The organism is Kribbella solani, from assembly GCF_014205295.1.
Lineage (GTDB): Bacteria > Actinomycetota > Actinomycetes > Propionibacteriales > Kribbellaceae > Kribbella > Kribbella solani.
Window position 1 is genome coordinate 5238035 of record NZ_JACHNF010000001.1, and the last position, 26481, is coordinate 5264515.

At 68.6% G+C, this 26481-nt stretch carries 24 protein-coding genes and 1 pseudogene; 6 read left to right on the plus strand and 19 right to left on the minus strand.

Annotated elements, in window-relative coordinates:
* Positions 1 to 2: 2 nt before the first annotated feature.
* From HDA44_RS23840 to HDA44_RS23880, 9 genes are all read right to left on the minus strand, one after another.
* Positions 3 to 1094, minus strand: coding sequence for a DegT/DnrJ/EryC1/StrS family aminotransferase (locus tag HDA44_RS23840; protein ID WP_202888441.1), 1092 nt, complete (start codon positions 1092 to 1094; stop codon positions 3 to 5).
* Positions 1091 to 1702 (minus strand): acyltransferase, encoded by a 612-nt coding sequence (locus HDA44_RS23845; RefSeq protein ID WP_184837974.1) that lies wholly within the window; start codon positions 1700 to 1702, stop codon positions 1091 to 1093. Before HDA44_RS23845 ends, HDA44_RS23840 begins: the two co-directional genes overlap by 4 nt.
* Positions 1699 to 2892, minus strand: coding sequence for a hypothetical protein (locus HDA44_RS23850; protein ID WP_184837976.1), 1194 nt, complete (start codon positions 2890 to 2892; stop codon positions 1699 to 1701). Before HDA44_RS23850 ends, HDA44_RS23845 begins: the two co-directional genes overlap by 4 nt.
* The gene (locus HDA44_RS23855) at positions 2892 to 3632 is read right to left on the minus strand and encodes a hypothetical protein (RefSeq protein WP_184837978.1); all 741 of its coding nucleotides are present in this window, start codon (positions 3630 to 3632) and stop codon (positions 2892 to 2894) included. The genes HDA44_RS23850 and HDA44_RS23855 overlap by 1 nt, the downstream gene beginning before the upstream one ends.
* A complete protein-coding gene (locus HDA44_RS23860) occupies positions 3629 to 4951 on the minus strand; it encodes a glycosyltransferase (RefSeq protein WP_238352532.1) in 1323 nt (440 codons plus the stop codon). The genes HDA44_RS23855 and HDA44_RS23860 overlap by 4 nt, the downstream gene beginning before the upstream one ends.
* 10 nt (positions 4952 to 4961) lie before the next feature.
* Complete coding sequence (locus tag HDA44_RS23865) at positions 4962 to 6059, minus strand: glycosyltransferase (protein WP_184837980.1); 1098 nt, start codon at positions 6057 to 6059, stop codon at positions 4962 to 4964.
* Between the two features lie 3 nt (positions 6060 to 6062).
* Positions 6063 to 6881: an ABC transporter ATP-binding protein gene (locus HDA44_RS23870; RefSeq protein WP_238352533.1), complete on the minus strand. Its 819-nt coding sequence runs from the start codon at positions 6879 to 6881 to the stop codon at positions 6063 to 6065.
* Positions 6868 to 7734 carry an ABC transporter permease gene (locus tag HDA44_RS23875; protein ID WP_184837982.1) on the minus strand — a complete coding sequence of 289 codons (867 nt, stop codon included), beginning with the start codon at positions 7732 to 7734 and terminating at the stop codon, positions 6868 to 6870. Before HDA44_RS23875 ends, HDA44_RS23870 begins: the two co-directional genes overlap by 14 nt.
* 400 nt (positions 7735 to 8134) lie before the next feature.
* Positions 8135 to 8467 (minus strand): hypothetical protein, encoded by a 333-nt coding sequence (locus HDA44_RS23880; RefSeq protein ID WP_184837984.1) that lies wholly within the window; start codon positions 8465 to 8467, stop codon positions 8135 to 8137.
* Positions 8468 to 8898: 431 nt separating this feature from the next.
* Here HDA44_RS23880 and HDA44_RS23885 point away from each other — a divergent pair, with 431 nt between their 5' ends.
* A complete protein-coding gene (locus tag HDA44_RS23885; protein WP_202887525.1) occupies positions 8899 to 9879 on the plus strand; it encodes a helix-turn-helix domain-containing protein in 981 nt (326 codons plus the stop codon).
* Positions 9880 to 10093: 214 nt separating this feature from the next.
* Here HDA44_RS23885 and HDA44_RS23890 read toward each other — a convergent pair whose 3' ends face one another.
* Positions 10094 to 10396, minus strand: coding sequence for a hypothetical protein (locus HDA44_RS23890; protein ID WP_184837988.1), 303 nt, complete (start codon positions 10394 to 10396; stop codon positions 10094 to 10096).
* 38 nt (positions 10397 to 10434) lie between these two features.
* Between HDA44_RS23890 and HDA44_RS23895 the strand changes: the two genes are divergently transcribed.
* The gene (locus HDA44_RS23895; RefSeq protein WP_184837990.1) at positions 10435 to 10884 is read left to right on the plus strand and encodes a helix-turn-helix domain-containing protein; all 450 of its coding nucleotides are present in this window, start codon (positions 10435 to 10437) and stop codon (positions 10882 to 10884) included.
* A 38-nt stretch (positions 10885 to 10922) separates the two neighbouring features.
* On the opposite strand, the gene HDA44_RS23900 is transcribed toward HDA44_RS23895, so the two are convergent.
* Complete coding sequence (locus tag HDA44_RS23900; RefSeq protein ID WP_319043208.1) at positions 10923 to 12029, minus strand: aspartate-semialdehyde dehydrogenase; 1107 nt, start codon at positions 12027 to 12029, stop codon at positions 10923 to 10925.
* A complete protein-coding gene (locus HDA44_RS23905) occupies positions 12026 to 13294 on the minus strand; it encodes an aspartate kinase (protein ID WP_184837992.1) in 1269 nt (422 codons plus the stop codon). Before HDA44_RS23905 ends, HDA44_RS23900 begins: the two co-directional genes overlap by 4 nt.
* A gap of 231 nt (positions 13295 to 13525) precedes the next feature.
* On the opposite strand from HDA44_RS23905, the gene HDA44_RS23910 reads away from it, so the two are divergent.
* Together HDA44_RS23910 and HDA44_RS23915 are read left to right on the plus strand one after the other, a co-directional pair.
* Positions 13526 to 13852, plus strand: a complete 327-nt coding sequence (locus HDA44_RS23910; RefSeq protein ID WP_184837994.1) for an ArsR/SmtB family transcription factor — start codon at positions 13526 to 13528, stop codon at positions 13850 to 13852.
* Between the two features lie 54 nt (positions 13853 to 13906).
* A complete protein-coding gene (locus tag HDA44_RS23915) occupies positions 13907 to 14491 on the plus strand; it encodes a dihydrofolate reductase family protein (protein ID WP_184837996.1) in 585 nt (194 codons plus the stop codon).
* On the opposite strand, the gene HDA44_RS23920 is transcribed toward HDA44_RS23915, so the two are convergent.
* Positions 14374 to 15585: an MFS transporter gene (locus HDA44_RS23920; protein WP_238352534.1), complete on the minus strand. Its 1212-nt coding sequence runs from the start codon at positions 15583 to 15585 to the stop codon at positions 14374 to 14376. The genes HDA44_RS23915 and HDA44_RS23920 overlap by 118 nt on opposite strands.
* A gap of 99 nt (positions 15586 to 15684) precedes the next feature.
* Between HDA44_RS23920 and dinB the strand changes: the two genes are divergently transcribed.
* Positions 15685 to 16881: a DNA polymerase IV gene (gene dinB / locus HDA44_RS23925; protein ID WP_337906331.1), complete on the plus strand. Its 1197-nt coding sequence runs from the start codon at positions 15685 to 15687 to the stop codon at positions 16879 to 16881.
* Between the two features lie 87 nt (positions 16882 to 16968).
* Here dinB and HDA44_RS23930 read toward each other — a convergent pair whose 3' ends face one another.
* The 5 genes from HDA44_RS23930 to HDA44_RS39100 all read right to left on the minus strand — a co-directional run bounded on the left by HDA44_RS23930 (position 16969) and on the right by HDA44_RS39100 (position 24181).
* On the minus strand, positions 16969 to 18204 hold the full coding sequence (locus HDA44_RS23930; protein ID WP_184830484.1) for an IS30 family transposase: 1236 nt from the start codon (positions 18202 to 18204) through the stop codon (positions 16969 to 16971).
* Positions 18205 to 18434: 230 nt separating this feature from the next.
* Complete coding sequence (locus HDA44_RS23935) at positions 18435 to 19079, minus strand: DUF5063 domain-containing protein (protein WP_184838002.1); 645 nt, start codon at positions 19077 to 19079, stop codon at positions 18435 to 18437.
* Complete coding sequence (gene recR / locus HDA44_RS23940) at positions 19072 to 19671, minus strand: recombination mediator RecR (protein WP_184838003.1); 600 nt, start codon at positions 19669 to 19671, stop codon at positions 19072 to 19074. Before recR ends, HDA44_RS23935 begins: the two co-directional genes overlap by 8 nt.
* Position 19672: 1 nt before the next feature.
* Complete coding sequence (locus HDA44_RS38675) at positions 19673 to 20377, minus strand: YbaB/EbfC family nucleoid-associated protein (protein WP_337906333.1); 705 nt, start codon at positions 20375 to 20377, stop codon at positions 19673 to 19675.
* Positions 20378 to 20893: 516 nt separating this feature from the next.
* Entirely contained in the window at positions 20894 to 24181 is a 3288-nt protein-coding gene (locus HDA44_RS39100; protein ID WP_184838005.1) for a DNA polymerase III subunit gamma and tau, read from the minus strand.
* Positions 24182 to 24341: 160 nt separating this feature from the next.
* On the opposite strand from HDA44_RS39100, the pseudogene HDA44_RS39000 reads away from it, so the two are divergent.
* A pseudogene (locus HDA44_RS39000) lies at positions 24342 to 24596 on the plus strand (nucleotidyltransferase domain-containing protein); the annotation flags it as partial.
* Between the two features lie 135 nt (positions 24597 to 24731).
* Here the strand turns inward: HDA44_RS39000 and HDA44_RS23955 are convergent.
* Positions 24732 to 26357 carry a long-chain fatty acid--CoA ligase gene (locus HDA44_RS23955; RefSeq protein WP_184838007.1) on the minus strand — a complete coding sequence of 542 codons (1626 nt, stop codon included), beginning with the start codon at positions 26355 to 26357 and terminating at the stop codon, positions 24732 to 24734.
* Positions 26358 to 26481: the final 124 nt, after the last annotated feature.

Consider the following 26481-nt stretch of genomic DNA (forward strand, 5'->3'; position numbering starts at 1 on the left):
CGTCACGCACCCGCCTTCGCCACGGTGTTCACCGCGGCCACGATCCGGTTCAGGTCATCCTCGGACAGCGAGGGGTGGACCGGCAGCGAGAGCACCTCGGCCGCGGCCTTCTCGGTCTCCGGCAGGTCCAGCTCACGCTGGAACGACGGGAGCCGGTGGTTCGGGATCGGGTAGTACACGCCGCAGCCGACGCCGTACTCGGTCCGCAACGCGTTCGCGAAGCCGTCCCGGTCCTCGGTCACCCGGATCGTGTACTGGTGGTAGACGTGCGACGCCTCCGCGGCCACGGCCGGGACGCCGACACCGGCCAGGTTCGCGTCCAGGAAGGCCGCGTTCTCCTGCCGCTGCTTGGTCCAGCCGCCGACCTTGGTCAGCTGCACGCGGCCGATCGCGGCGTGCAGGTCGGTCATCCGGTTGTTCAGGCCGACGACCTCGTTCTCGTACTGCTTGAGCATGCCCTGGTTGCGGAACAGCCGCATCCGGCGCTCGAGGTCCGCGTTCGCGACCGAGTTCATGCCGCCCTCACCGGACGTCATGTTCTTGGTCGGGTACAGGCTGAACATCGCGAACTCGCCGAAGGAACCGACCGGCGCGCCGTTCCAGGTCGCGCCGTGCGCCTGCGCGGCGTCCTCGTAGATCTGGATGCCGTGCTTGTCGGCGATCTCCTGCAGCGCGGTCATGTTCGCCGGGTGACCGAACAGGTGCACCGGCATGACGGCCTTGGTCTTCTCGGTGATCGCCGCCTCGACCGCCTTCGGGTCCAGGCAGAAGTACGTCGGCTCGATGTCGACGAACACCGGGGTGGCGCCGGTCAGCGCGACGCTGTTCGCGGTCGCGGCGAAGGTGAAGGACGGGACGATCACCTCGTCACCCGGGCCGACCCCGGCGGCCAGCAGGCCGAGGTGCAGACCGGACGTACCCGAGTTGGTCGCGACGCAGGCTCGGCCGGAGACCAGCGTTGCGCCGAACTCCTGCTCGAACGCCGCCACCTCGGGGCCCTGGGCCAGCATGCCGGACTGCATCACCCGGTCGACGGCTTCGCGCTCCTCCTTCCCGATGATCGGCTTCGCGGCCGGAATCGGCTGCACCATCAGTTCTCCTCCGTTGATTCACCGGCCGGCCGCAGCCGTCCGTCGGTTTCGATGTACATCTCGCCCGTGTTCGGGCACTTCCACTCGCCGTTCCCGACCTCGAGCAACGGGACACCGGCCTTGCCAACCCACTTGAGCCGGCGCGCCGGGACACCCGCGACCAGCGCGAAGTCCGGCACGTCCTTGGTCACCACCGCGCCGGCGGCGACAGTCGCCCAGCGGCCGATGGTGACCGGAGCCACGCACACGCTGCGCGCGCCGAGCGAGCAGCCTTCCTTCATCGTCACCCCGACCGGTTCCCAGTCGTGCCCGCTCTTCGGCGAACCGTCCGGGTTCACCGCGCGCGGGAAGTAGTCGTTGGTGAGTACCACCGCCGGGCCGATGAACACGCCGTCCTCGAGGGACGCCGGCTCGTACACCAGGGCGTAGTTCTGGATCTTGCAGTTGTCGCCCATCCGGACCCCGGTACCGACGTACGCGCCGCGGCCGACGATGCAGTTCTTGCCGAGAACCGCGTTCTCGCGGATCTGGGCCAGGTGCCAGACCGACGAACCGGCGCCGATCTGGGCGCTCTCGTCGACGTCGGCGGATGGCGCGATGCGGGCCGTCACAGGGTCTCCTTCGAAATCAGCCAGGTTCTCAGTGCTTCGGCCGAGCGGCGTCCGTCGTGCAGCTCGGCCACGAAACCGGGGCCGGCGGCTGCCCGCTCGGCGGCGGCCTCGCGATCGGCGATCAGACCGGTGACGACGTCACCCAGGGTGCCGGGATCCGCCTCGACGATCGGTACCTCTCGCCCAGTCAGACTACGCACCCGCCGGCGCACGGCGTCACCGACGTACGAAACCACGATCCGCCCGGCCGCCAGCGCCTCAGCGGCCGCCACGCCGTACAGACCGATCCGGAGTTGATCGACAACGATGTCGGCGGCGCCGATCACGGCCGGCATGTCCTGATGCTGCACGCCGGTGATCCGCCGGTACTCGACCAGGCCCCGCTCGTGCAGGCCGGTCAGGACGGCGTCGATCTCCTCGGTGCCCTTGAGTTTCGCGTTCGACGGGACATGTACGACGACCGGTTTGTCCGTACTGAACAAGGGCCGCGCCGCCTGCTGCCAGCGAGTCGGGTCGATCGCGACCGGGAGCCAGGTGGCGTCCGGTACGTCCTCCAGCAGGTCGACCGTGGAAACGAAGACCGGCAGGCCGAGCGATTCGACCAGCTCGGCATGCCGGCGGGCCTGCGGCTCCAGCCGGTCGGTCAGCTCGTCGCCCGGCATGAACGGCGACCACTGCTCGCGCTTCGCGTGCCGGCTGGGCAGGCGGATGTCTGAACCGTGGAACGCGAGCGCGACGTTGATGCCGCGGTCACGCATCGCCTCGATGTCCGGCGCCGCGTCCGGGTAGCCGCGGGCGCCGAACAGCGGACGCAGCGATTCGACCATCACGTGCGTGTAGTTCGTGAGTACATGGTGCTGCTGGGCGCGCTGCCAGCGCGACTGCCCGAACCACGCCAGCGGTACGCCGTAGTCGTCGGCGAACTGGAAACGGCCCTTGCGGTGCAGGGCGAACGAGACGGCGTCGACGTCCGGCAGGGTCCCGGCGGCTTGCGCCCAGGCGTGACCCTGCCCCGCGGAGTTGGTCGGGCCGACCAGCATCCGCACCGGTGTCGTAGCGGCCGGCGGGAAGGCCGGCAGCTGCGCGTACGTGTACCGCAGCCCGCGCAGGCGCCGCCGGACCGCACCCGCGGTCCGGGCCAACGGCGCCGGCAGGCGCTCGCGGATCGTCATCGTCGTCGTGTCACCCATTACCTGCCGGAACCCTCGGTGCTCGCCGCGAGCTTCAGCTGGTCGAACTCGCGCCGCGCGGCCGGCAGACCGAGCACCACCGGGGTACTCGCCTTCCGCTGCCCGAGGTTCCAGCCGGCCCAGATCGCCCCCGCGTCCAGCGCCACGATCACGTCCGCGCCATCGATCGTCGCCAGCACGTCCCGCCGGCTCAGCACGCGGTCCCAGTAGGTCTTGCCAAGATCGTTCGAGGCCCGCTGCCCACGCAGGAACTTCACCGGCGCCGACGTCTTGATCGCCTTCGGCACCACCCGCCCCGCGACCTTCCGAGCCCGCCGAGCCCGCCACTCCACAGCCTTGACAACCCGCTTCGCCCCAGTAGGCCGAGCCTTGGCAGCAGACGGGGAGGCGGCGGCAGGTGCGGCGGCGGCCGACGCAGAAGGGGACGAGGATGGGGATGGGGATGGGGATGAAGAGGCTTGAATGCCCTCCGTCTTTTCTTCGGCGGGAGCGGGCGTCGGGGTAGCAACCTCACCCGCCGCATCGGAGCCAACGGAAGAGGAAGGCTCCTCGACCGGCTCGGCAGGCATCCGACCAGGACCGATCAAAGTGAAGGTGTTGACCTTGTCGGCCACCCACGCGGACGGCGCCACCCAGCCGACCACGTCGATGGTGATGTTCTGATCCCCCAGATCCTCCCGGACCTGGTCGAAGTACGTCGGCGGCAACCGCCGCGTGGACAGCAGGACGACCGTGTTCACGCCGCCACCCCCGTCACGGACGCGGCCAGCGACGTGATCCGCGGATCAAGCTGCAGATCCCGCCGGTACGAAGCGCCGAACTCCCGCGCCTTCGCCCGAATCCCCTCGTCAGCGGTACGAGCCGCATGGGCCGCCTCGATCAGCGCCGCCGCGATCGCCTCCGGCGTCACGTCCGCGACCGGGAACCACAACGGATGCCCACGCAGTACGTCGGACGCCGCGTTCTCCGGGTCGTGCACCGACACCACCGGAAGCCCGGTCGCGAGGTACTCGAACACCTTCCCGCTGGTCACGTAGCGTCCCTTGCCGAGCATCAACAGCTGGGCGTCGAACTCGTCGTACGCCTTCGCGATCTCCGCCTTGCCGACCGGTCCTTCGTACGAGACCCCGGCTTCGGCCGCGCTGTTGATGGTGGCGAGCATGTCGGCCCGCGGCTGCGCGTAGTACCCGAGGTATCCGTAGATCTTCGCCTTCGCGCCGGCCAGCTCCTCGGACTGTTCCTTGGCGAGCTTCCAGCCTTCGACGAAGTCCGCGAGCGGCACCTTCGGCGACACCGTGCCGACGTACCCGAAGACCAGCGGACGGCCGGCGACCGGGCCGCGGTCGTGGGTGTCCGGCACCAGGTCCGGGTCGAACCCGTTGGAGACCGTGTGCATCTTGCCGGCCTGGGCCGGGTAGAGCTTCTCGTGCCACTCCTTGATCGGGTCGTTCACGAACCAGACCTCGCGGGCGGACTCGACCAGCTTCTTCTCCCAGCGCGCGGCCCGGCTGTTCGGCTCGTGCAGCCGGTCACCGGTGAACACGTCCAGCAGCCAGGCGTCGCGGTAGTCCATCACGTACGGCACCTGGAACTTCTTGTGCAGGTGGTACGCGGCGGTGAACGCGACATGCGGGTTAGCGGTGGCGACGGTGAGGTCGACCTTGTCCGCCTGGTGGATCCGCTCGGCGGCCTTCTCGATCACCGAACGCCACGGCCCGTACCCGCTCTCCGGGAACGGGATCTGGTCCTGCTTGGTCCGCCACTTGGCCCAGACCTTCGGGTTCTGCGCGCGGCGCTTGGACCAATTGCGCAGGTCGGCCTCCAGGATCGGCCATTCGAACGGGACCCGGACCACCTCGACGGACGGGTCGACCCGTTCCTCGAGGGTCAGGTCGGCGCCGGTGAAACGGAAGAAGGTGTCGCGGTCGGCCGTCAGCACTGTCACCTTCCAGCCGAGCGCGGCGAACCGGTTGGCGGTGGCCAGGGCCCGGTAGACACCACCACCCCGGCAGGGCGGGAAGCCCCAGGCGACGTACAGCAGGTGTGGGCGGTCGGTCATGCCCGTCCTCTCATCGAGATGAGCCTCTTAGCAGGTTGAGAATCGCGTCGGCCAGGTCGTCGTAGGGCGTGTTCTTGGCCAGATGGTCGGTCGCCCATTGCAGCGCGTGGTCGCGCAGCTTCTCCAGCTCGCCCGGATCGGCGGACCAGCGTCGCAGTATGCCGGACGCCTCGGCCACCGAGTCCACCAGGACTCCGCCACCGGACTCCTCGATCACCCGGGTCTGCCTGGGCAGCCGGGTGGACAGCACGGGAAGGCCGCTGGCGAGGTACTCGTAGATCTTGGACGGCATCGCTTCGATGAACGCCGGGGTGGGCTGCAGCATCGCCAGGCTGGCCCAGGCGCCGTGCGCGATCCGCCAGGCGTCGGCGGGTGGCTGCCGTCCGTGCAGCCGGACCCGGCCGGCCAGCTCGGGCTGGGCGATCCGGTCTTCCAGCTGGTCCCGGTCGGCTTGCGCGACCGGACCGACCAGGTCGAGTGACCAGTCCGGCGCCGCGGCAACGGTTTCGACCATGTCGAACAGTCCACGGCTGGTACGCAGATCCCCGACGTACACGGCGCGTGGTGTGCCGGTCGGCGGGGACGGGGCGAGGAAACCGAGGTCTGGAAGGTTCTGTACGACCAGGCGATGTTTCGCCTGATGCGGCGCGAGATGGGAGTCGGCGACCACGGTCAGGTCGGCACCGGCCGCCAGCTTGGACCCGGCCCGGACGATCAGCCGGGCCGGCAGACCGGCCGGTCCCTGCGCCCAGGCGCGGTCGGCGAGCAGCCGCTCGTAGTCCTCGTGGACGTCGACGACGAGCTTCCGCCGCCGGATGGTGGTGACCAGGCGGGTGACCGGGATCATGTCCGGGTCGACCGTCATCACCACCTTGGCCTTGGTCCGCCACGGCAGCACCGCGGTCCGGGCCAGCCGCTGCACCAGAGTGCCGCGCGGCCCGGCGTGCACGACCGCGCCGGCCGGGCCGCCCGCCGCGTCACCGAGGCCCCACAGCTCGACCCGGAGGTCGCGGTTCCGCAGGGCCGCGGTGATCTTGTGCAGGCGCGCGTCGGCGACGTCGTGACCGGTCGTGATGATCCCCACGTCCGGCGCCGTGCTGCGTGACATTGGTCAGAGGTCCTCGAGTGAGACGGATTCCGCTTCGCCGACCTGCAGGAACTTCGTGTACGCCTGGATGACCTCGTTCGGCTCGCCGCGCATCATCAGCTCGCCCTTGTGCAGCCAGATGCAGTCGTTGCACAGCTCGCGGACGCTGCTCATCGCGTGACTGACCAGGAACATCGTCCGGCTGTTGCTGACCAGCTCGTTCATCTTGGCCGCGGCCTTGGTCTTGAACGACGCGTCGCCGGCCGACAGGGCCTCGTCGATCAGCAGGATGTCCGGGTCCATGTGCACCGCGACCGAGAACGCCAGCCGGCTGAACATGCCGGACGAGTACGTCCGCATCGGCATTTCCATGAAGTCGCCGAGCTCCGCGAAGTCGGCGATCTCCTCGTACCGGGCCTCGATCTCCTTGCGGCTCATGCCGGAGGCGAGGCCGCCGAGGACGACGTTCTCCTTGCCGGACAGGGCCGCGTTGAAGCCGACGCCGAGGGCGAGCAGGGTGGAGACCCGGCCGTGCACCTCGATCCGGCCCGAGGTCGGCGGCAGGATGCCGGCCACCGAACGCATCAGCGTCGACTTGCCGGCCCCGTTCGCGCCGATGATGCCGATGGTGGTGCCGTGGTCGACGTCGAAGGACACGTTCTGGACGGCCTTGACCTCGCGGATCGCGCGCTCGCCGCGGCCGAGCCGGACGATCGCGCTCTTGAAGGTCGGCACCCGCTCGAACGTGGTCCGGTAGGTGATGGAGACGTCCTGGACCTTGACGGCCGGGACACCGGTCCTGCTCTTCTGCATCGGCTTCTTCTCGGTCTCAGAGACGGACAACGAACTCACGCTCCCTCGACATGAAGAACAACGAGCCGACCACGAAGGCGACGAGCGCCCAGACCCCGGCACCGGCCCACATCTGCCACTTCGGGATCTCGCCGCGGACCAGTAGGTCGGTCCAGCCGCCGATCAGCGGGTAGAGCGGGTTGTACTGGATGAAGCCCTTGAACTTCGCGGGGGCCTGCTCGGCGAACCACAGCACCGGCGACATGTACAGCCAGATCCGGACGAAGTACGGCAGGAAGCTGGTGGTGTCGCGGAAGTACACCTGCAGGGCCGCGAAGACCATGCCCATGCCGGCCGCGAAGACCGTCAGCATGATCAGGAAGACCGGTGCCAGCAGCATCGGCCAGCGCAGCTTCTGACCCATCAGCACGTGGATGACCAGGTACACGACGAGGGTCGGCAGGAAGCGGAAGAACGCCGTCCGGACCGCGGACAGCGGAAGCAGCATCCGGGGGAACGACATGTTCATCAGCAGCTTGCCGCCGCCGACCACACTGGCCGCACCGGTCGTCATCGCACCGGAGAAGTAGTAAAAGGCGAAGAGACCGCCGCACATGTGTGCAAACCGCTCGCCGGCGTCGATCTTCGACCCACCACCGGCGATGATGTCGACCAGTAGGTAGTAGACCAGTGCCAGCAGCAGTGGGTTCAGCACCAGCCACACCTGGCCGAAGAAGGTGTTCGTGTGGGCGCCCCGGATGTTGGTCCGGGACATCTCCGCCGCGAACTCCCGTCGCTGCCACAACGCCTTGAAGTACGGGCGCAGCGCGGGCAGACCGACCTTGTGCGGTTCGTACACGTGCACCGACGGGTTGAACTCCTCGTCGACGCTAGTCGCGTTCATTCAGGCGATGCCTCTCTCTGCCGGAAAGTAGGGTCCACGATGACCGACTCACCTGGGGTTTCGGCGGATGCCGCCCGGGGTAACGGCGTGCCACGCAGACCGGGAAGCAGAGTAGCGGATCGGCTCGTACGCCGACGACACAGCGGTCCTCCTTAGTGAGCAACGACGTACGGACGGCTACCAAACGTCGTTCCCCGCTGCGTGCACAACACCTGCGTCGTCCTTCGCCGATCGTTATCCGGAATATACATTTGACAGCCAGCGACGGCCAAAACGCCTTCCAGCTAAGTCAAATGAAGGTCAATTCACAGGTACGACGCTACTCGCCGGGGTGAAGTTGACGTGAGCTGCCGCACCGGGGTCCGGGCACACCGGTCCGAACCGCCTGGCGGGACGGGAGTTACCGGTGGGACCCCAGGGGGTGCTTCCTGGCCGGGGCGCGCCGGGCGGCGGACGTGACACGCAACATCACATCCGCGCTCCCCATGGACAGCCTCACCATCCACGGAGCACCGTTCGGCACCTCCTGGGGTTCACCGTCGATCCGGGGCTTGCGTCCGCGCTGGGCGGGTACGGACGCGGGGCGCGCCGGATCGGTCGGCACGATGACCAGGGCGGCGGTCATCGCGCGGAGGCCGGCGGTGGACAGCGCACGACGGGATCCCTGCAAAGACGCCCGCGCGCTGGGGACGGCGCCGACACGTTCGGTGGCACACGGCTGGACCGGTCGCATCGGGCGCTCCTCCTCACGGCCTCACGATGAGAGAGATGCCACAGTTTGTACACCCTTCAGCACGGTGGGTGATGGCACGGAAGTGCGAGGGCACCGATCCGCCGGATCGAGACCCAACCGAGACAGGGTCCGCTGACGGGACCGCCGGCACAGGTCAGAATTGGGACCACGGGCCAGAATTGGAACAGCAGCCCGGCGGCGCTCAGGTGGTCCGTCGCCGGGCTGCTGGACCTCAATTCTCGCTCAGCAGCGCGCGAATAGGGTGGCCAGATGGTGACACGGCACAAGAATGCTGACAGGACAACAAATATTGCTGGCCGCAGCTACGTCGACACGGACAGTGCCGACGGCGCTGGATCGGCCCCTCTAACCTGGAGGGACGGTAGCTGACGGTGACAGTACTCGGAAGGGAGGGGGGAGTTGTGAGCCCAATGGACACGGAGCGTGCCGATCATTTGAAGGTGCTCGGACTCGACGACGACGAGATCAAGGTCTACCAGCACCTGCTGCGGACCGGACCGGCGTCGATCGCCGAACTGGACGACGCGGTTCCCGACCGCGACCGCCCGATCGACAGCACCCTCGGTGGCCTGGTCCGGGCCGGCCTGGCCCGCCGCTCCGGCTCCGACCACTCCCGGTACCTGCCGGTGCCGCCGGACGCCGGCCTGGAAGCGATGACGCTGCGGCGCGAGTCCGAGCTGAAACAGGCCCGGATCCAGGTCCTGAACGCGTATGACGAGTTCCGCCGGACCGTGCACAACGAGTCGACCACGCACCTGATCGAGGTAGTCACCGGAACCGCGATCGTGCAGCGGATCCGCCAGATCAAGAGCGGCGCCCAGCGCGAGATCCTGGCCATCGACTCCCCGCCGTACTACATCGGCGGCCCGAACCAGGAAGAGATCGACCACCTGAAACGCGGCGTCTCATACCGGGTGGTGTACTCGCCGGAGTCGGTCGAAGTGCCCGGGTACCTGACCGAGAACATCCTGCCCTGCGTGGAAGCCGGCGAGCAGGCGCGCGTACTCCCTGACGTCCCGGCGAAGCTGACGATCATCGATGGCTCGATCGCGTTCGTGTCGATGTCGGTGCGCGACACCGACGTGAACCGCTCGTTGCTGATAATCCGTCCGAGCAGTCTGCTGACCGCGCTGATGGGCATGTTCGAGCTCTGCTGGCGCAACGCGCTGCCACTGCACGCGTCGGTCGGCGCGGAGGACGACCGGCTGGAGCCGATTGAGCGCCGCCTACTGGCACTGCTAGCAACGGGTGCAGCGGACGACACCATCGCCCGTACGCTCGGTATCAGCCGCCGTACGTTCTTCCGCTACCTGGAGCGCCTGATGAACCGCACCGGCGCCAGTACGCGCTTCCAGCTCGCCCTGCACGCCGCCCGGGAGAGCTGGCTCTAGAAGGCTCTGCGTCGCGTGGCTGTGACAAGCACAGCCACGACCAGCCCGATCACTCCGGAGACACCGGCGATCCGATGCAGTCCGGCAGTGTGCGTAACAGCGCGGTCTCTGGGAAGCCGGTGCTCGGCTGTTCCGTGAAAGGACCAGTGCGGCGGCGGCTAGCAGTACGTACCCGGCAATGATCGGCCAGGCCGGACCGGACCTGTGCAGCCACCTACCGGTCCAGCGACGCGTGCTCCGGGTCAGCCGACTCGCTCACACTGCGCGCACCCATCCAGAGGATCGCCGCACCGATCGGCAGGTTGACCAGGAAGATCGCCTGCCGACCAGCCAGTGCGATCAGCAGACCGCCTGCAGTCGGCCCGACCACACCGGCGAGACCACCGGCCATTGCTGCACCGGCGATGACCCGGCCGCGTTCCCGTGGTTCGTGGAAGGTCTGAGCGTCGCCGAGTGCTCCGGCTGACAGGGACAGCGTCGCCAGACACAGCGTGTACGCGCCTATCACCCACTGCACGGTTGCCGGTGAGGCGTGCAGGTCGGTCTGTCGCCTTCATGTCAACGGTGCCGATCGGGCCCGCGGCGGCCCTGTATGAGGTGGCGACGTCCACCCTGCGCTGGTGGGAACGCGAAGGCGTACTCGGGACCGATCGCGGCGCGGACGGCCGCCGGCGGTACGGCGAGGAGGAACTGCGGCTGATCGGGTTCGCCTACCTGCGCCACGTGGTCGGGCTGATGCCGCTCGACAAGACCGCGATCGTGGTCAGCGCGGCCGTCGAGCGGGAGAAGTGGCAGCAGACGGTCACCGAGGAGATCGCGGCGCTGGCGGCCCGGATCGACGACCTGACCGCCGCCCGCGAGTACCTGCAGCACCTACTGACGTGCACCAGCGACCCACCGGTCGACTGCCCGCACCTGGACGCGGAACTCATCCGCCGCACCCCAGCAGGCTGCTTCCCGACCGCGACGAACCTGACCACCGCAGCCCACGAAGCGGCCCACTGAGACTCTCGCCCACCCAGCACTCTTTCCGACCGGCGCGCTCAGGCTTCGGCCGGGATGAACTCCTTCGCGACAACTTCCGCGATCTGAGCGGTGTTCAGCGCGGCACCCTTGCGCAGGTTGTCTCCGCAGACGAAGAGCTCCAGCGCGTTCGGGTCGTCGAGGGACTTGCGGATCCGCCCGACCCAGGTCGGATCGGTACCGACCACGTCGGCCGGCGTCGGGAACTCACCCTCGGCCGGGTTGTCGAAGAGCAGCACGCCCGGCGCATCCCGCAGTACCTCACGGGCGCCGTCCGCGTCGACCTCCTGCACGAACCGGGCATGCACCGACAACGAGTGCGTGGTGACCACCGGGACCCGGACGCAGGTCGCGGACACCTTCAGCTCCGGCAACCCGAGGATCTTCCGCGACTCGTTGCGTACCTTCAGCTCCTCCGACGACCAGCCGTCGTCCTTGAGCGAACCGGCCCATGGCACCACGTTCAGCGCCAGCGGCGCCGCGAACGGCCCGAGATCGTTCCCGACCACCCGGCGGACGTCACCCGGCGAGCTGCCCAGCTCCCGGTTGCCGGCCACCTTCGCGAGCTGGTCGTACAGCGCGTCGATCCCGGACTGCCCGGCCCCGGACGCCGCCTGGTACGAAGCGACCACCAGCTGCTCCAACTCGTACCGGTGGTGCAGCGCGCCCATCGCGACGATCATCGACAGGGTCGTGCAGTTCGGGTTCGAGATGATGCCCTTCGGCCGGTTCCGGGCCGCCTCGGCGTTCACCTCCGGGACCACCAGCGGCACGTCCGGGTCCATCCGGAACGCGCCCGAGTTGTCCACCACGACCGCGCCCTTGGCGGCCGCTACCGGCGCCCACTCCAGCGACACCTCGTCGGGTACGTCGAACATCGCCACGTCGATACCGTCGAAGGCGTCCGCGCTGATCGCGACCACCTCGACCTCCTCGCCGCGGACCTTCAGCCGCTTACCCGCGGAGCGCTCGGACGCGATCAGCCGGATCTCTCCCCAGACGTTCTGCCGGGTCGAGAGCAGGGTCAGCATCACCGACCCGACCGCACCGGTGGCGCCGACCACCGCCAGCGATGGCAGCCCCGCCCGGTCCTCGATCGTGTTGTCCACAGCGCTCACAGCGGTCACCGTCCAGTTCCTCCGTACACGACGGCCTGGGTGTGCTCGTCGTCCAGATCGAATGCGGTGTGCGCCGCGGTCACGGCAGCATCCACCAGGTTCTCGTCCACCACCACCGAGATCCGGATCTCCGAGGTGGAGATCATCTCGATGTTCACGCCAGCGTCGGCCAGCGCCGAGAAGAACTTCGCCGATACACCCGGGTGCGAGCGCATCCCGACCCCGACCACCGAGACCTTGCCGATCTGGTCGTCGTACAGCAACTGCTCGTAGCCGACCTCGTCCTTCATCCGGGCCAGCGCGGACATCGCCCGGGCGCCGTCGGAGCGGGGCAGCGTGAACGAGATATCGGTCCGGTTGGTCGCCACCGCCGACACGTTCTGCACGATCATGTCGATGTTGGTCTCGGCCCCGGCCACGGTCTCGAAGATCCGGGCCGCCTCACCCGGCTTGTCCGGTACTCCGACCACGGTGATTTTGGCCTCGCCACGGTCGTGGGCCACGCCGGAGATGATCGCCTGTTCCATCTGATCCAGTTCCTTCGCATCGACGACCCAGGTGCCTTCCTTCTGTGAGAAGGAGGAACGCACATGGACCGGTACGTTGTACCGCCGCGCGTACTCGACGCAGCGCAGGTGCAGCACCTTGGCGCCGCAGGCGGCCATCTCGAGCATCTCCTCGTAGGAGATCTTCGGGATCTGTTTGGCGGCCGGCACGATCCGCGGGTCCGCGGTGAAGATGCCGTCCACGTCGGTGTAGATCTCGCAGTAGTCCGCCTCGATGGCCGCCGCCAGCGCGACCGCGGTGGTGTCCGACGCGCCGCGGCCCATCGTGGTGATGTCCTTGGTGTCCTGCGCGACCCCCTGGAACCCGGCCACGATCGCGACGTACCCGTCGCCGAGGGCGTCCTCGATCCGGCCCGGGGTGATGTCGATGATCCGGGCGTTGCCGTGCGCCGAGGTGGTGATCACGCCGGCCTGCGAGCCGGTGAAGCTGCGTGCCTCGTAGCCCAGGTTCGCGATCGCCATCGCCAGCAGCGCGGCGGAGATCCGCTCACCCGAGGTGAGCAGCATGTCGAGCTCCCGCGGCGGGGGCAGCGGGGAGACCTGCTGGGCCAGGTCCATCAATTCGTCGGTGGTGTCACCCATGGCGGAAATGACGACCACCACGTCGTTGCCGGCCTTCTTTGTCGCGACGATCCGTTGGGCCACGCGCTTGATGCAATCGGCGTCGGCGACCGAAGAACCGCCGTACTTGTGTACGACGCGTCCCACAGTTGTGTCTCCTCAAACCACTGGTTGCGGTACGCCGTGCGGCGTTGCACCAGGCGTAGTCTCTGGGCTCATTCTAGCCGTGACCTGCCTGTTGCCTACCGGCTGACCAGCACCCGGGCGGACCGTCCGGTGGATCGGCGGGCCGGCCGGAAGGTCCCTGGCCCGGGCCGGCGGCGGCCGGAAACCGTTCGGCCACTTGTTCATATAAGTCTTCGCTGAAATAATGGCCAGGTGCATGCGTTCGACATTCTCGGTGATCCCGTCCGCCGCCGGATCCTGGAACTGCTGGCCGAGGGCGAGCTGCCGGCGGGCAGCATCGCCGGCACGATCGGTGCCGAGTTCGGCATCAGCCAGCCGGCCGTTTCCCAGCATCTGCGGGTGCTCCGCGACAACGGCTTCGCGACCGTCACCGTCGACGGCACCCGCCGGCTGTACGCGGTCGACCCGGGCCCGCTGCGCGAGATCGATACCTGGCTGGACCGGTATCGCAAGTTCTGGACGAACCGCCTCGACGCGCTCGAAACCGAACTCCACCGCGGCCGCCGCGACAAGAACTGAAACCTTCCGGCAACAGGCTGCATCTGGGTTGGTAGGAGCTCAGAGGGGGTTGTGATGCGGAACATCGTGGTCCGGTTGTGCATGTCCGAGGACGGCATCGTGGAGCGGCCGGAGCGGTGGCTGCCCGGTGGCGCGCTCGCGGAGTTGACGGCGGGTACTGGGACCGTGCTGCTGGGACGTCAGACGTACGAGCGGTACGCCGACTCGCTCGACCTGGTCGGCAGCCGAGCCCTGGTCATCGCGTCACGACCTGTCAGCGCGCGCCCGGCAACCGAGCTGCTGCAGGGCGAGACCCGCCGGGTGCTGACTGCGCTGAAGTCGATTCCCGGGGAGGACCTACAGGTCATCGGCAGTCTGATGCTGGTCCGGTCGCTGCTGCGCTGGCGGTTGATCGACGAGTTCTCACTGCTCATCCACCCGGTCGCAGCGGGGCGTGGCGTACTGCTCGACCGCCGTCCGCTCCGGCTGATCTCGATGTCCGCGCGCGATGGCGGCGTACTGGAGGCGAACTACCGCGTCCGCTACGCGGCAACCGCAGCTCCGTCGACTGCACTGGTCTCAGCCGGCCGGTGGGGCGGTACACGTAGCAGGGCCAGGGTCGCCAGTACGGAGAGACCTGCGGTCAGGACCCACGCGTAGCGCACTCCACCGGCTTCCACCACTGCGCCAGCAACAGCGGAACCGACAGCTGACCCGACCATTCCACCGCTCTGCGCCCAGCCGAAGATCTCGGTGTGCGCCGACGTCGGCGTCAACGCGCCGATCCGCTCGTACACGGCGGCGATCGTCGGCGCGATCATGCAGCCGGCCGCGAACATCGCAATCGCCAGTGCGACCACGGACGACGTGACAAAGATGCACACCACGACCAGTCCGGAGAGTACGAGCATCCGGCGCCACACCGCCGACGTACGCCGGCCAGGTAGCGCTCCACCGATCACACCGCCGGTCACACTGCCCGCTGCGGCGACCGTTTCGAGTACGCCGGCGATCAGCCGGTTGCCGTGCTCGTCCGCAACCGCAACCATGCCGAGCGACATCGACGCGAATCCCATCACCAGACAGGCCCAGGCCAGCAGGATCGGCGTACGGTGCGGGTGGACGATCAGCTGCCAGGCAGTAGGACGCGGACCGGCGGAGGTGTCACGCGGTACGACGGGCTGCTGCATCAGCCCGAACCACCAGATCGCTGCAACCGCTGCGACCGCACAGACGAGCAGACCGGCCCGTGGACTCGCGAAACTGACTATGACCGCGCCGGTCATCGGTCCGAAGACGAAGAGCACCTCCTGCGCCGTCGCATCCAGTGAGTACACCGCTCGGAGCTGGGAGCCGTGCACCAGCCGTGGCCAGTTCGCACGCAGTGCTGAGGTGACTGGCGAGACAAACGCTCCGGCCAGTACGGCCGCGAGTGGGAGCAGCCGGTACCAGCTGTCCGGCAGAAGTGCGAGCACCGCCATCCAGACACCCCAGGCCATGCCCGTACCGATGACGACCTTGCGGGCGCCTCGCCGGTCGGCCATCCGGGACCAAACCACGCTGGCGACCGCCGTACCGATCGAGTAGGCACCGGCAACCACGCCGGCCCAGCCGAAGTTTCCGCCGGCGTCCTTGGCCAGGAAGGCCAGCGGGACCATTGTCGCCAGCACCGGCATCCTCGCGATCAGCGCGGCGGCCAGCAGGGCCATCACGCCTTGGATCTTCCACAGATCGCGGTATACCGACAGGTCCATGAGCGGCATTCTCTCCTGACGGTTGGCGCGCCGCCTCCGGAAATTTCCCTATCTCGTTTCGCCGATCTATTTGTCGGCGGCGTATGCGAACATGTGTTCGTGTCAGGTTCCGGCGGAGCGACCATCCTGCATGCCGATCTGGACGCGTTCTACGCGTCGGTCGAGCAGCGGGACGACCCGCGCCTGCGCGGCCGGCCGGTGATCGTCGGCGCCGGCGTGGTGCTCGCCTGCAGCTACGAGGCCAAGGCGTTCGGCGTCCGGACCGCGATGAGCGGCAGCCAGGCGCTGCGCCGCTGCCCGGGCGCGATCGTGGTCGACCCGCGGATGCCGGCGTACTCCGAGGCCAGCAAGGCGGTGTTCGAGGTCTTCGAGGACACCACGCCACTGGTCGAGGGGTTGTCGATCGACGAAGCATTCCTGGACGTCGGCGGGCTGTGGAAGATCCGCGGCACGCCGGTGCAGATCGCGCAGCGGCTGCGCGCCGAGGTGCTGTCCCGGGTCGGGCTGCCGATCACCGTCGGGGTGGCGCGGACGAAGTTCCTGGCCAAGGTGGCCAGCGGCGTCGCGAAGCCCGACGGCCTGCTCGAGGTCCCGCCGGACCGGGAGCTGGATTTCCTGCACCCGTTGGACGTTTCGCGACTGTGGGGCGTCGGCGAGGTGACGGCGGAGAAGCTCCGGAGCCGCGGACTGACCAAAGTGGGCGACGTCGCGATGATGCCCGAGGCTGCCCTGATCTCGATCCTCGGGCGCGCCTCCGGGCGGCATCTGCACGCGCTCGCGCACAACCGCGACCCCCGTCCGATCGAGGTCGGCCGCCGGCGCCGTTCGATCGGCTCGCAACGCGCGCTGGGGCGTTCACCGAAGTCACCCGCGACCCTGGACGCGGTGCTCGCCGGGCTGGTCGACCGGGTCAGCCGGCGGATGCGCGGCGCCGGGCGCTCCGGGCGGACCGTGACGCTACGGCTGCGATTCGACGACTTCAGCCGGGCGACGCGCTCACATACGTTGCCCGAGGCAACCGATCAGACGCGGGCGATTCTGCACACCGCGCGTACCTTGCTGCGGACCGCGCGACCGTTGATCGACGCCCAGGGCATCACCATGATCGGCATCTCGGTCGGCAACCTGCAGACCGAGGCGGCGATCCAGCTCGCCCTCCCGTTCGACAAGGCGGCCAACAACGAGCTGGACAGCGCCCTCGACCTGGTCAAGGACAAGTTCGGCACCAACGCCATCACCCGCGGCGTCCTCCTCGGCAAAGACCAAGGCATCCAAATGCCAATGCTCCCGGACTGACACCCCGAACCATTTGAGTGGTTAACCTCGCGGATTGCCCGTTCACCACCGGCATGCGAGGGGTGAACGGGGGCGGGGTCCAGTGGTCTAAGCAACGAGTAGTTCGGCCAGTGCTTGGGCTGGGGTTTTGAGGTTGAGTGTAGGGCGGGGTCGTTGGTTGAGGGTGGTGGCGATCTGGTCGAGGCTGGCGGCGGTGTGGGTGGACAGGTCTGTGCCTTTGGTGAGCCAGAACCGCAGGAGCCGGTTGGTGTTCTCGTTGGTGCCGCGTTGCCAGGGGGAGTGGGGGTCGCAGAAGTAGACAGGCATGTTCAGATCGAGCTGGATGCGCCGGTAGGCGGCTAGTTCGCGTCCGCGGTCCCAGGTCAGGGAGCGGCGCAGGTGGTCGGGCAGGGTGCGCATCTGGGTGATCATGGTCTCGGCCACGGTGTCGGCGTCGTGCTGGCCGGGCAGGTGCAGCAAGATGGTGAACCGGGTGGTGCGCTCGACCAGTGTGCCGACCGCGGAGCGGTTGCCGGTGCCGATGATCAGGTCGCCTTCCCAATGTCCGGGCACGGCACGGTCGGTGGCCTCGGCGGGGCGTTGACTGATCGTGAACGCTTCCCGGTACGGGTTTCGGGCCTGGCGATGGTCGCCGCCGCGGGGTTTGCGGGCCGTGCGGCGCAGGCTCAACTGCCGGTGCAGGTCTTGTCGCAGCTGGCCGCGGGTCTGCACATACAGCGCTTGGTAGATGGTTTCGTGCGACACACGAGCCATCCTCTCCTGCGCGCTGTCGCCGGGGTGATCACGGCGCAGTACTGCCGCGATCAGGCCCGGGGACCAGCCGGTGTCCATCCAGCCGGTGATCCGGGCGCACAGCCCCGGATCGGCGGCCAGCTTGAACTCCTTGGGCCGGCGCCGCCGCTCATGAGCGGCACGGTGAGCCACCGGCGCCCAATAGGACCCGTCCCGGCCGCGATTGCGGGCCACCTCACGCCAGATCACCGACTTGTCCCGCCCGATCGCCTCACCGATCCCGGCATACGACAACCCCTGCCGTAACAGCACAGCGATCACCGCCCGGTCCTCACTGGTCAACGGCCGCCGAGCTCGCGTCCCCGCGACCCCACCCGCGACCCCACCCGGGACTGCTGCTGGCACGCTGCCCGGCAACCCACCAGCTCTGTTCTGCCGCAACGATGGCTCCACAAGCCCCGATGTTCGCCACCACAACGAACCCGTATCCCACGACACGCCGACCGCCGACGCCGCTGACTGCACCGACCACCCACCACCCACCAGCGCGAAAAACTCATCCCGCACTCCGTACGGATACCTCATCGGCATACACAACACCTTCCATCAGGCGTTGCTTCGACCACTGGACCCCGCCGGGCAAACTCAGACGTTAACCCCTGAAATTGCCGGGGTGCCGAGGGCCGGGTGCCCGGGGCCCGGAGTGCCGGGGCCCGGAGTGCCGGGTGCCCGGAGTGCCGGGTGCCCGGAGTGCCGGGTGCCCGGAGTGCCGGGTGCCGAGGGCCGGGTGCCCGGAGTGCCGGGTGCCGGCGTGCGCCGGGTCAGCGGCGTTGGACTGCTTCTTCGGCTACCTCGACGAGTTCGCGGTCGGTTGCCTCGGTCTCGGCGTCATGGGCCGGCTCGAGCCGGTCATGCGCGATCAAGGACTGGATCGCGCGCAGTACCGCACTCGCCGCGGCACCCCAAGTGGACACGTACGAGAACTGCCACCACCACAGCGCCTCGACCACCCGGCCGTCCTCGTAGTGCGCGAGGCCGTGTACCAGGTCGGTCGCGATCGCGGTCAGGTCGTCGGAGAGCCGGTTCACCGTGATCTCCGGCGGCGCGGCGTACGGATCGAACACCTCGGCGTACTCGTCGAGGCCCTCGAACAGCACCGCCAACCGGGCCCGCATCGCGTCCAGATCCGGATCCGGACCGGCGTCGCTCTCGAACCGCTCCTCCGGCACGAAGTCCTCGAACGCGCCCAGCCGCCCGCCCGCGAGCAGCAACTGACTCACCTCGAGCAGCAGGTACGGCAGTGAGGCGAGGCCTTCGTCGACCCCGTCCTCGTCCGGCTGCGCGGCGATGTCGCGCACCGAGATCAGGAAGCTCCGGACCTGGTCGGCGATCTGCTCGGCGAACTCGGTCAGGTCCTCGGAGTCGGTGCCCAGCGCCCGCTCCGCAATATCGGTTGGTTCAGTCATCGATCGATCGTCGCCCTTCAAACGCCCGTCCGAGTGTGACCTCGTCGGCGTACTCGAGGTCACCGCCTACAGGAAGTCCACTAGCCAATCGGGTCACGCGCAAGCCCATGGGCCGGAGCAGGCGGCTCAGGTACGTCGCCGTCGCCTCGCCCTCGAGGTTCGGATCGGTGGCGAGAATGATCTCGGTCACCTCACCGCTGGCCAGCCGTTGCATCAGTTCCTTGATCCGCAGCTCGTCCGGCCCGATCCCCTCGATCGGCGAGATCGCCCCGCCGAGTACGTGGTACCGGCCGCGGAACTCGCGCGTACGCTCGATCGCGACCACGTCCTTGGCCTCTTCGACCACGCAGATCAGCGCCAGGTCGCGGCGCGGGTCGCGGCAGATCCGGCACTGCGTCTCCTCCGAGACGTTGCCGCAGATCTCGCAGAACTTGACCTTCTCCTTGACCTGCACCAGCACGTGCGCGAGCCGCCGGACATCGGTCTCGTCCGCCGCGAGCAGATGGAACGCGATCCGCTGCGCCGACTTCGGTCCCACCCCGGGCAACCGCCCCAGCTCGTCGATGAGATCCTGAACGGCCCCCTCGTACACGTCAGCCCGGGTTCTGACCGGAGTCGCCGGCCCCACTCCCCGGGTTCACAAACCCGACCCCCCGACCAACCTGCCCGCCATCGTGAACCTCATCGCGCGGCTGGCCACCACCTGCGGTGCCGCTGCCCGATTTCCCAGCGTCACGGTCGCTCGACTCGTTCCCGCTGCCGGATTGCCCACCGTCACGGCCGTTCAGATCGTTGTCGCTGCCCGGCGCGTCCTCACCGCCTGACTCGACCGCCGGCGGCGTCGCGCTCGGCAGCCCGAACCCGGCCGGAGCCGAACCCCCGGCACCGAACCCGGCCGGCGCTCCGCCGCCGAACCCCGGGATGCCACCTTCGCCCCCGAACGCGCCACCCAGCCCACCGGCGAGCGGCCCCATCGCGGCGGCAGCAGCCTGCTTCGCGTTCTCGGAAGCGTCCCGCACCGCCGCCACGACCAGATCGGCCAGCGTCTCGGTGTCGTCCGGGTCCACCGCTTCCTTCTTGATCGTCAGGCTGAGCAACTCCCCAGTACCCGACACCAGCGCCGTCACCAGCCCACCGCCGGCCGACCCCTCGATCTCCTGCTCCTCGAGATCAGCCTGAGCTTCCATCAGCTGGTTCTGCATCGCCTGCGCCTGCGCAAGCAGATTGGACATATCGAAGCCCCCAGCACCGCCACCGTCGAACACCGCGATCTCCTCGTCCCAACCGCTCGAACCCACCTACAGCCGGAACCACAACCCTAGCCGGTCCCCCCGACAACCCCACCAGCCCCCAGAAACCGACCGTTCTCCCCCAACTTATCCACAACCCTGTGGATATCCCCATCCACACCAACCCCACCCCCTGTGCACCCCACCCCAAACTCCCCACACCCAACCCCGACCGCCTGTGGAAAACCGGCTCTTCTATTGGCTGAGCCAGACCGTCAACGAAGCGACCGCGCCAGGCTCAGCCCTCGATCACCCTCGAAGGGGTTATCTGCTGCTGTGGTGGGTTCTCCACCGGTGTACAAGTGGAGAACCCACCACAACGGTGGATAACCACTCTCCAGCACTACGGATTCATCGGCTGCCGCCTGCTGCGCTATCTCGCCTGCACGGTGGTCGGGCGGGTGCGGTGGATTCCGGCGGGTGCTCGTGGATCGGCAGCTCTGCTCCCAGGGCTAGCGGCGAGACCTCAAACCGAACCGCACGCGGCTGTAGGCGCCAGTCGATGCGGCCTCGCCCCCAGCGGAGCTAGTTGGGCTCTTCGGTGATGATCTGTGCGCCGAGGGTCTCGCGAAGCAGGTCCGTGTGCGTCCGGAAGTCGTCTTCGAGCACGACGTCGTCTTCGCCGATCGAGGCAGCTTCCTCTTCCGGCGTCAGCGGTACGTCAGGCGCACGCGACACCACAGCCGCCTCCCGCGCCTGCTCAGCCGCGACCGCAGCCTCAGCCGCCCGCCGCTTACTCGCCGCTCGCGCCCGCCGATCCTCCGCCCCACCCCCAGCCGCAGCACCAGCTCCGGCCGCAGCACCGGCTCCGGTCGCGGACGCGGTGCCGGTCCCAGCTCGGGGCCCGGCCTGCTGAGCACCCTGCCGCCCATTCCCGCGCCCAGAACCCGTACTTCCCCCGTCTTCCCACGGATCAGGCTCCGGCGGCACGTCGTACTCAGAATCCGGCGGCTCCCGCAAATCAACCGCGGCCTCGGCCCGATCCCCCACACGCGCCGCACTACCAGTCGTCGGCGTCCCACCTGCACCCGCTGATCCACCCGCGGCATTCAAACCGCCATTTGTACCTGCGCCAGCACCCGCTCCGTACGAACCTGAGCCGCCTGCACCAGCACCATCTGCACCACCTGAGCCTGCAGCACCCGCGCCAGGAGCGCCTGCGGCGACGGCGTCATGCTCGCCTGAGAATGGAGAGTCTGCGCCCGGTACGCCTCGGCCGGCGGCGGTTCCGTCCGCGGCAGCACCCGGAGCTCCATGGGTTTGGCTGCCGAGGCCTTGCGCTCCCGATGCTTGGCCGCCGGAGTGATCGGCAGAACTCCCGCCGTGCGGACCACCCGACACCGGAGCATCAGGTACTGGGCCACCCGCGTGCGGACCGCCCGGGGCTGAACCGTCGAACTGTGGATTGCCGGACTGCGAACCGCCAGACAGCGGACCGTCGGGCGCTTGGCCGCCGGACTGCGAACTACCGGACGTCACACCATCAGATGCCGCGTTGTCAGATCCTGGACCGCCGGATTGCGCGGTCCCGGATCGCGAACCGTCGGCAGCCGGGGCGCCGGCCCCTCCATGGCCGGGCATCGAAGCGCCAGGCTGCAAGCCGCCGGGCGCTGGCGTGCCGTGCGGGGCGTCGGGCCCTGAGGTGTTGGACTGTGGGGCGCCTGACACCGGGGTGTCGGAGTGCTGACCGCCAGGTGGTCGGCTGTCGGGCTGCTGACCGCCGGGTGCCGGGAGATTGGACTGTGGGCCGCTGAAAGTCGCAGGGCCGGAGTGGGGATCGGGTGTGGTGGGGGCGCCGGAGTGGGGGGTGTTGAGTTGGGGGCCGGGGCGGTTGGTAGGGGTGCCGCCGGTGCCTGGGTCGGTGGAGGGGTCTACTACTGCTTCCACCCGGCGGTTGACGCCGATGGTGTCGATCATGGCCTGGCGGAGGATTTCGTCGCTGCCGGAGCGGGCGAAGCTCTCGCGGGCGCCGGCGTTGCCCAGGCCCAGCGTCAGGGTGTGGTCGTCGATCGCGATCACCTGAGCGTGCTGACTCAGCACGATCCAGGCGAAACGGCGCTTCGCCTTCACTGCTTCCAGTACCTCGGGCCAAAGCCGTCGAATGTCAGCCAAGCCAACAGGTCCACCGGACGCCGACCCCCCACCTGCACCGCCCGCACCGCCCGCACCGCCCGGAGCAGCCTGCGCCGCCGGAGCGGGTTGGGCGTACGCGTCGGATTGCGCGTGCGAGGTGGATTGCGCGTACGGATCGGGGTGCGCGGGCGAGCTGGACTGAGCACCCGAACCGGGCTGTGCTGCTGACGGCTCATCACCCCAAGAGCCCGTCCGCGCTCCAGCAGGTGCGCCACTGCTCGCAGATGCGGCACCGGAGCCTGGAGCGTCACGAGCCGTACGACCTGCCGCCGGACCGGTCGATGCGCTGCCGGCGGATGCGCTCCCGGCAGATGCACTGCCGGTGGACGCACTGCCAGTGGACGCACTGCCAGTGGATGCGCTGCCGGTGGTTGTGGTGTCTGCAGGTGCGTCGCCTGCCGGGCCGCCGTGGGCAGGCGAACCGGCGCTAGGCCCCGCCACCTGCCCACCGCCCACTGGTGACCCCGCGTTCTGCGAGGTGCCGGCTCCGGCGGGGGGTCCCGTGGGGGTGCCGATGGTTAGGCGGCGTTCGAGGCGGTCGAGGCGGGCTTGGATGCCGTTGGTGGAGTCGTCGGCGCCGGGGAGGAGGACCTTGGAGCAGATGAGTTCGAGTTGCAGGCGGGGAGCGGTCGCGCCGCGCATTTCCAGCAGGCCGGCCGCGACGATGTCGGCGGCTCGGGTGAGTTCGGCGGAGCCGATGCCCGCGGCCTGGGTCTGGAGGCGCTCGGCCTGGTCCTCGGCGGCCTCGATCAGGCCGGAGGTGATCGCGGTCGGTACGGCGGACAGTACGACCAGGTCGCGCAGCCGGCGAAGCAGGTCCTCGGCGAACCGCTTCGGGTCCTGGCCGGTCTCGATCACCTTCTCGATCGTCTGGAAGACCGCCGCGCTGTCATGCGCCGCGAACCCGTCCACACACGCGTCGAGCAGCGAGTCCGGCGTGAAGCCGAGCAGCGCGACGGCAAGCTCGTACGTGACGCCGGCCGGCCCCGCACCGCCGATCAGCTGGTCGAGCACGCTCAGCGAATCGCGGACCGATCCGGCACCGGCGCGTACGACCAGCGGCAGCGCGGCCGCCTCGATCGAGACGCCCTCGGACTCGCACAGTCGCGCCATGTAGTCGCCGAGCACCTTCGGCGGCACCAGCCGGAACGGGTAGTGGTGCGTACGGGACCGGATGGTGCCGATCACCTTGTCGGGTTCGGTGGTCGCGAAGATGAACTTGAGGTGCGGCGGCGGCTCCTCGACCAGCTTCAGCAGGGCGTTGAAGCCCTGCGTGGTGACCATGTGCGCCTCGTCGATGATGTAGATCTTGTACCGGCTCTCGACCGGCGCGAAGAACGCCCGCTCGCGCAGGTCACGGGCGTCGTCGACACCACCGTGCGACGCCGCGTCGATCTCGATCACGTCGATGCTGCCGGGCCCGCCGCGGGCCAGGTCGGTGCACGATTTGCACACCCCGCACGGCTCGGCGATCGGGCCCTTCTCGCAGTTGATCGCCCGGGCCAGGATGCGCGCGCTGGTGGTTTTCCCACAGCCGCGTGGCCCGGAGAACAGGTAGGCGTGATTCACCCGGTTGTTGCTCAACGCGTTCCGCAGCGGACCGGTGACATGGTCCTGCCCGATCACTTCCGCGAACGTCTCCGGGCGGTATCGGCGGTACAAGGCAAGGGGCGCTTCCACCCGGCAACCCTAGCGCCGCCCGCCGACAAATCGCCGCCCGCGCCCGGGAGCAGGCAGTTTCGACACCAGGGTGAGACGGGTGACGGCCGGCGGCGGGCGGCTGACCTGGCCGGCTCAGCCGAAGGTCGGCGTGCAGGCGGTGATCACCCGGGCGCGCGAGGTGCTGCCCGCCGACGAGCGGGTGCTGACGGTCTACCTGATCGGCAGCTACGCGACCGGCGCGGCGGATCGGTTCAGCGACGTCGACGTACACCTCGTGGTCACCGACGACAGCACAGACTGGCACGAAGAGCATTGGGCCGACGTACTACACCAGCTCACCGGACCGACCGTACTCGCGGACCGCCTGCCCGGGATGATCGGCGGCCTCGGAATCACGCCGGACTGGCTGCACGTCGATCTGATCGTGCATCCGCTGGCGTCGTTCGACCGGTTCCAGTACGACGGTGTGCAGGTGCTGTTCGACCGGGACGCGACGCTGTTCCCCGAGGGTGATATCGCGCCGAAAGGCGGTCAGCCCGACGAGCCGTACTGGCCGGCCAGTACGGTCCTATTTCAGGTGGTAGTTGGCGAACCGGGTCCGCAGGTCCTTCTTCGAGAACTTGCCCACCGACGTTTTCGGTACCTCGTCGATGAACTCGACCGCGTCCGGCAGCCACCATTTCGCCACCAGCGGACGCAGGTAGTCGAGGATGTCTTCTCCGGTCGCCGTCGAGCCTTCCTGGAGCACGATGCACGCGAGCGGCCGCTCGTCCCAGCGCGGATGCGGTACGCCGATGACCGCCGCCTCCTTGACTGCGGGATGCGCCATCAACAGGTTCTCCAACTCGACCGAGCTGATCCACTCGCCGCCGGACTTCACCAGATCCTTGGTCCGGTCAACGATTCGCACCGATCCGTACTGATCGATCGCCGCCACGTCGCCGGTCTTCATCCAGCCGTCCTCGGTGTTCAGCTGCGCGCCGTCGTCGGGACGGTAGTACTCGGCCGCGATCCACGCGCCCCGGACCTGTAGCTCACCGGTCGCCTCGTCGTCCCACGGCAATGGCGTGATCGATCCGGGCTCGACGATGCGCACCTCCACGCCAGGCAGCGACAGACCGGCGCGGGCCCGCAGGTGCGCCTGCTCCTCCTCGGGAAGTCCCTTGCTTCGCGTAGGTACGTGGGATGCCGTCGCGACCGGGCTCGTCTCAGTCATCCCCCATGCCTGCAGGATCGGCCGGCCGAGCTTGAGCCGGAACGCCTCCGACAACGCTTCCGGTACGGCCGAACCGCCGCAGGGGATGCGCCTCAGCTTCGGCAGCTCGACACCGTCCAGCAGCGGCAGCAAACCCTGCCAGATCGTCGGCACACCGGCCGACAGCGTGACCTCTTGTTCTTGAAGCAGCTTGAGGATGCCCGCCGGACTCATGTCCGGTCCAGGGAACACCAGCGACGCCCCGGCCATCGGCGCCGCGTGCGCCAGACCCCAGGCGTTCGCGTGGAACATCGGCACCACCGGCATCACGGTGTCCGTCTCGGCAAGTCCGATTCCCGAGTTCGTCAGTACGCCGATGGAGTGCAGCCACGTGGAACGGTGTGAGTACACGACGCCTTTCGGATTGCCCGTCGTACCGCTCGTGTAACACATCGCGGCCGCCTGGTTCTCGTCCTCGACGTGGAACTCGACCGGCGCGGCGGCGGCCAGCAGCTCCTCGTAGTCGTGGAACCGCGGATCGTCCGGCACCTCCGCCCCCGGAGCTCCGGCCGGCAGATCGTCCATCACGACGACATGCCGCACCTGTGGAAGCCGCTCGAGCAGTGGCAGGAACAGCCCGAGCAGTGACCGGTCGACGAACACGACCTCGTCCTCGGCGTGGTTCGCGATGTACACGACCTGGTCGGGGAAGAGTCTGATGTTCAGCGTGTGCAGGACACGCCCGGTGCAGGGCGCGGCGAAGTACAGCTCGAGGTGGCGGCCCGAGTTCCACGCGAAGGTGGCGACCCGTCCGTCCGCGCTGATCCCTAGTGTGTCGAGTACACCGCCCAGGCGTCTGGTGCGGTCGGCCCACTCGCCGTACGTCAGCGTGATCGGCGCCGGACCGCCCGTATGGACGGTCTTGTCCGGGTAGAACTGCTCCGCCCGGCGGAAGATCGTGTCCAGCGACAACTGGTAGTCCTGCATCAGACCCTTCATGCACTCACTGTGCCAGCCGCGCATCACCTTGGCCATGACCGCAACCGGACTTTCTCCGGCCCTCATCCGGAACTTTGCCTGCCCAGAGGCCGTGAGCAACTACCTCGAGCCGATTCGCGTCCGA

Excerpts from the sequence above, each read along its gene's own strand:
- HDA44_RS23885 (WP_202887525.1), top strand. The coding sequence starts at position 8,899 with ATGGACACGGAGCGTGCCGATCATTTGAAGGTGCTCGGACTCGACGAC.
- HDA44_RS23930 (WP_184830484.1), bottom strand. The coding sequence starts at position 18,204 with ATGCCGATGAGGTATCCGTACGGAGTGCGGGATGAGTTTTTCGCGCTG.
- HDA44_RS23865 (WP_184837980.1), bottom strand. The coding sequence starts at position 6,059 with ATGTCACGCAGCACGGCGCCGGACGTGGGGATCATCACGACCGGTCAC.
- HDA44_RS23880 (WP_184837984.1), bottom strand. The coding sequence starts at position 8,467 with ATGCGACCGGTCCAGCCGTGTGCCACCGAACGTGTCGGCGCCGTCCCC.
- HDA44_RS23920 (WP_238352534.1), bottom strand. The coding sequence starts at position 15,585 with ATGGACCTGTCGGTATACCGCGATCTGTGGAAGATCCAAGGCGTGATG.
- HDA44_RS23860 (WP_238352532.1), bottom strand. The coding sequence starts at position 4,951 with ATGACCGACCGCCCACACCTGCTGTACGTCGCCTGGGGCTTCCCGCCC.
- HDA44_RS23875 (WP_184837982.1), bottom strand. The coding sequence starts at position 7,734 with ATGAACGCGACTAGCGTCGACGAGGAGTTCAACCCGTCGGTGCACGTG.
- HDA44_RS23915 (WP_184837996.1), top strand. The coding sequence starts at position 13,907 with ATGCGGAACATCGTGGTCCGGTTGTGCATGTCCGAGGACGGCATCGTG.
- HDA44_RS23955 (WP_184838007.1), bottom strand. The coding sequence starts at position 26,357 with ATGAAGGGTCTGATGCAGGACTACCAGTTGTCGCTGGACACGATCTTC.
- HDA44_RS23935 (WP_184838002.1), bottom strand. The coding sequence starts at position 19,079 with ATGACTGAACCAACCGATATTGCGGAGCGGGCGCTGGGCACCGACTCC.
- HDA44_RS23850 (WP_184837976.1), bottom strand. The coding sequence starts at position 2,892 with ATGGGTGACACGACGACGATGACGATCCGCGAGCGCCTGCCGGCGCCG.
- HDA44_RS23895 (WP_184837990.1), top strand. The coding sequence starts at position 10,435 with ATGTCAACGGTGCCGATCGGGCCCGCGGCGGCCCTGTATGAGGTGGCG.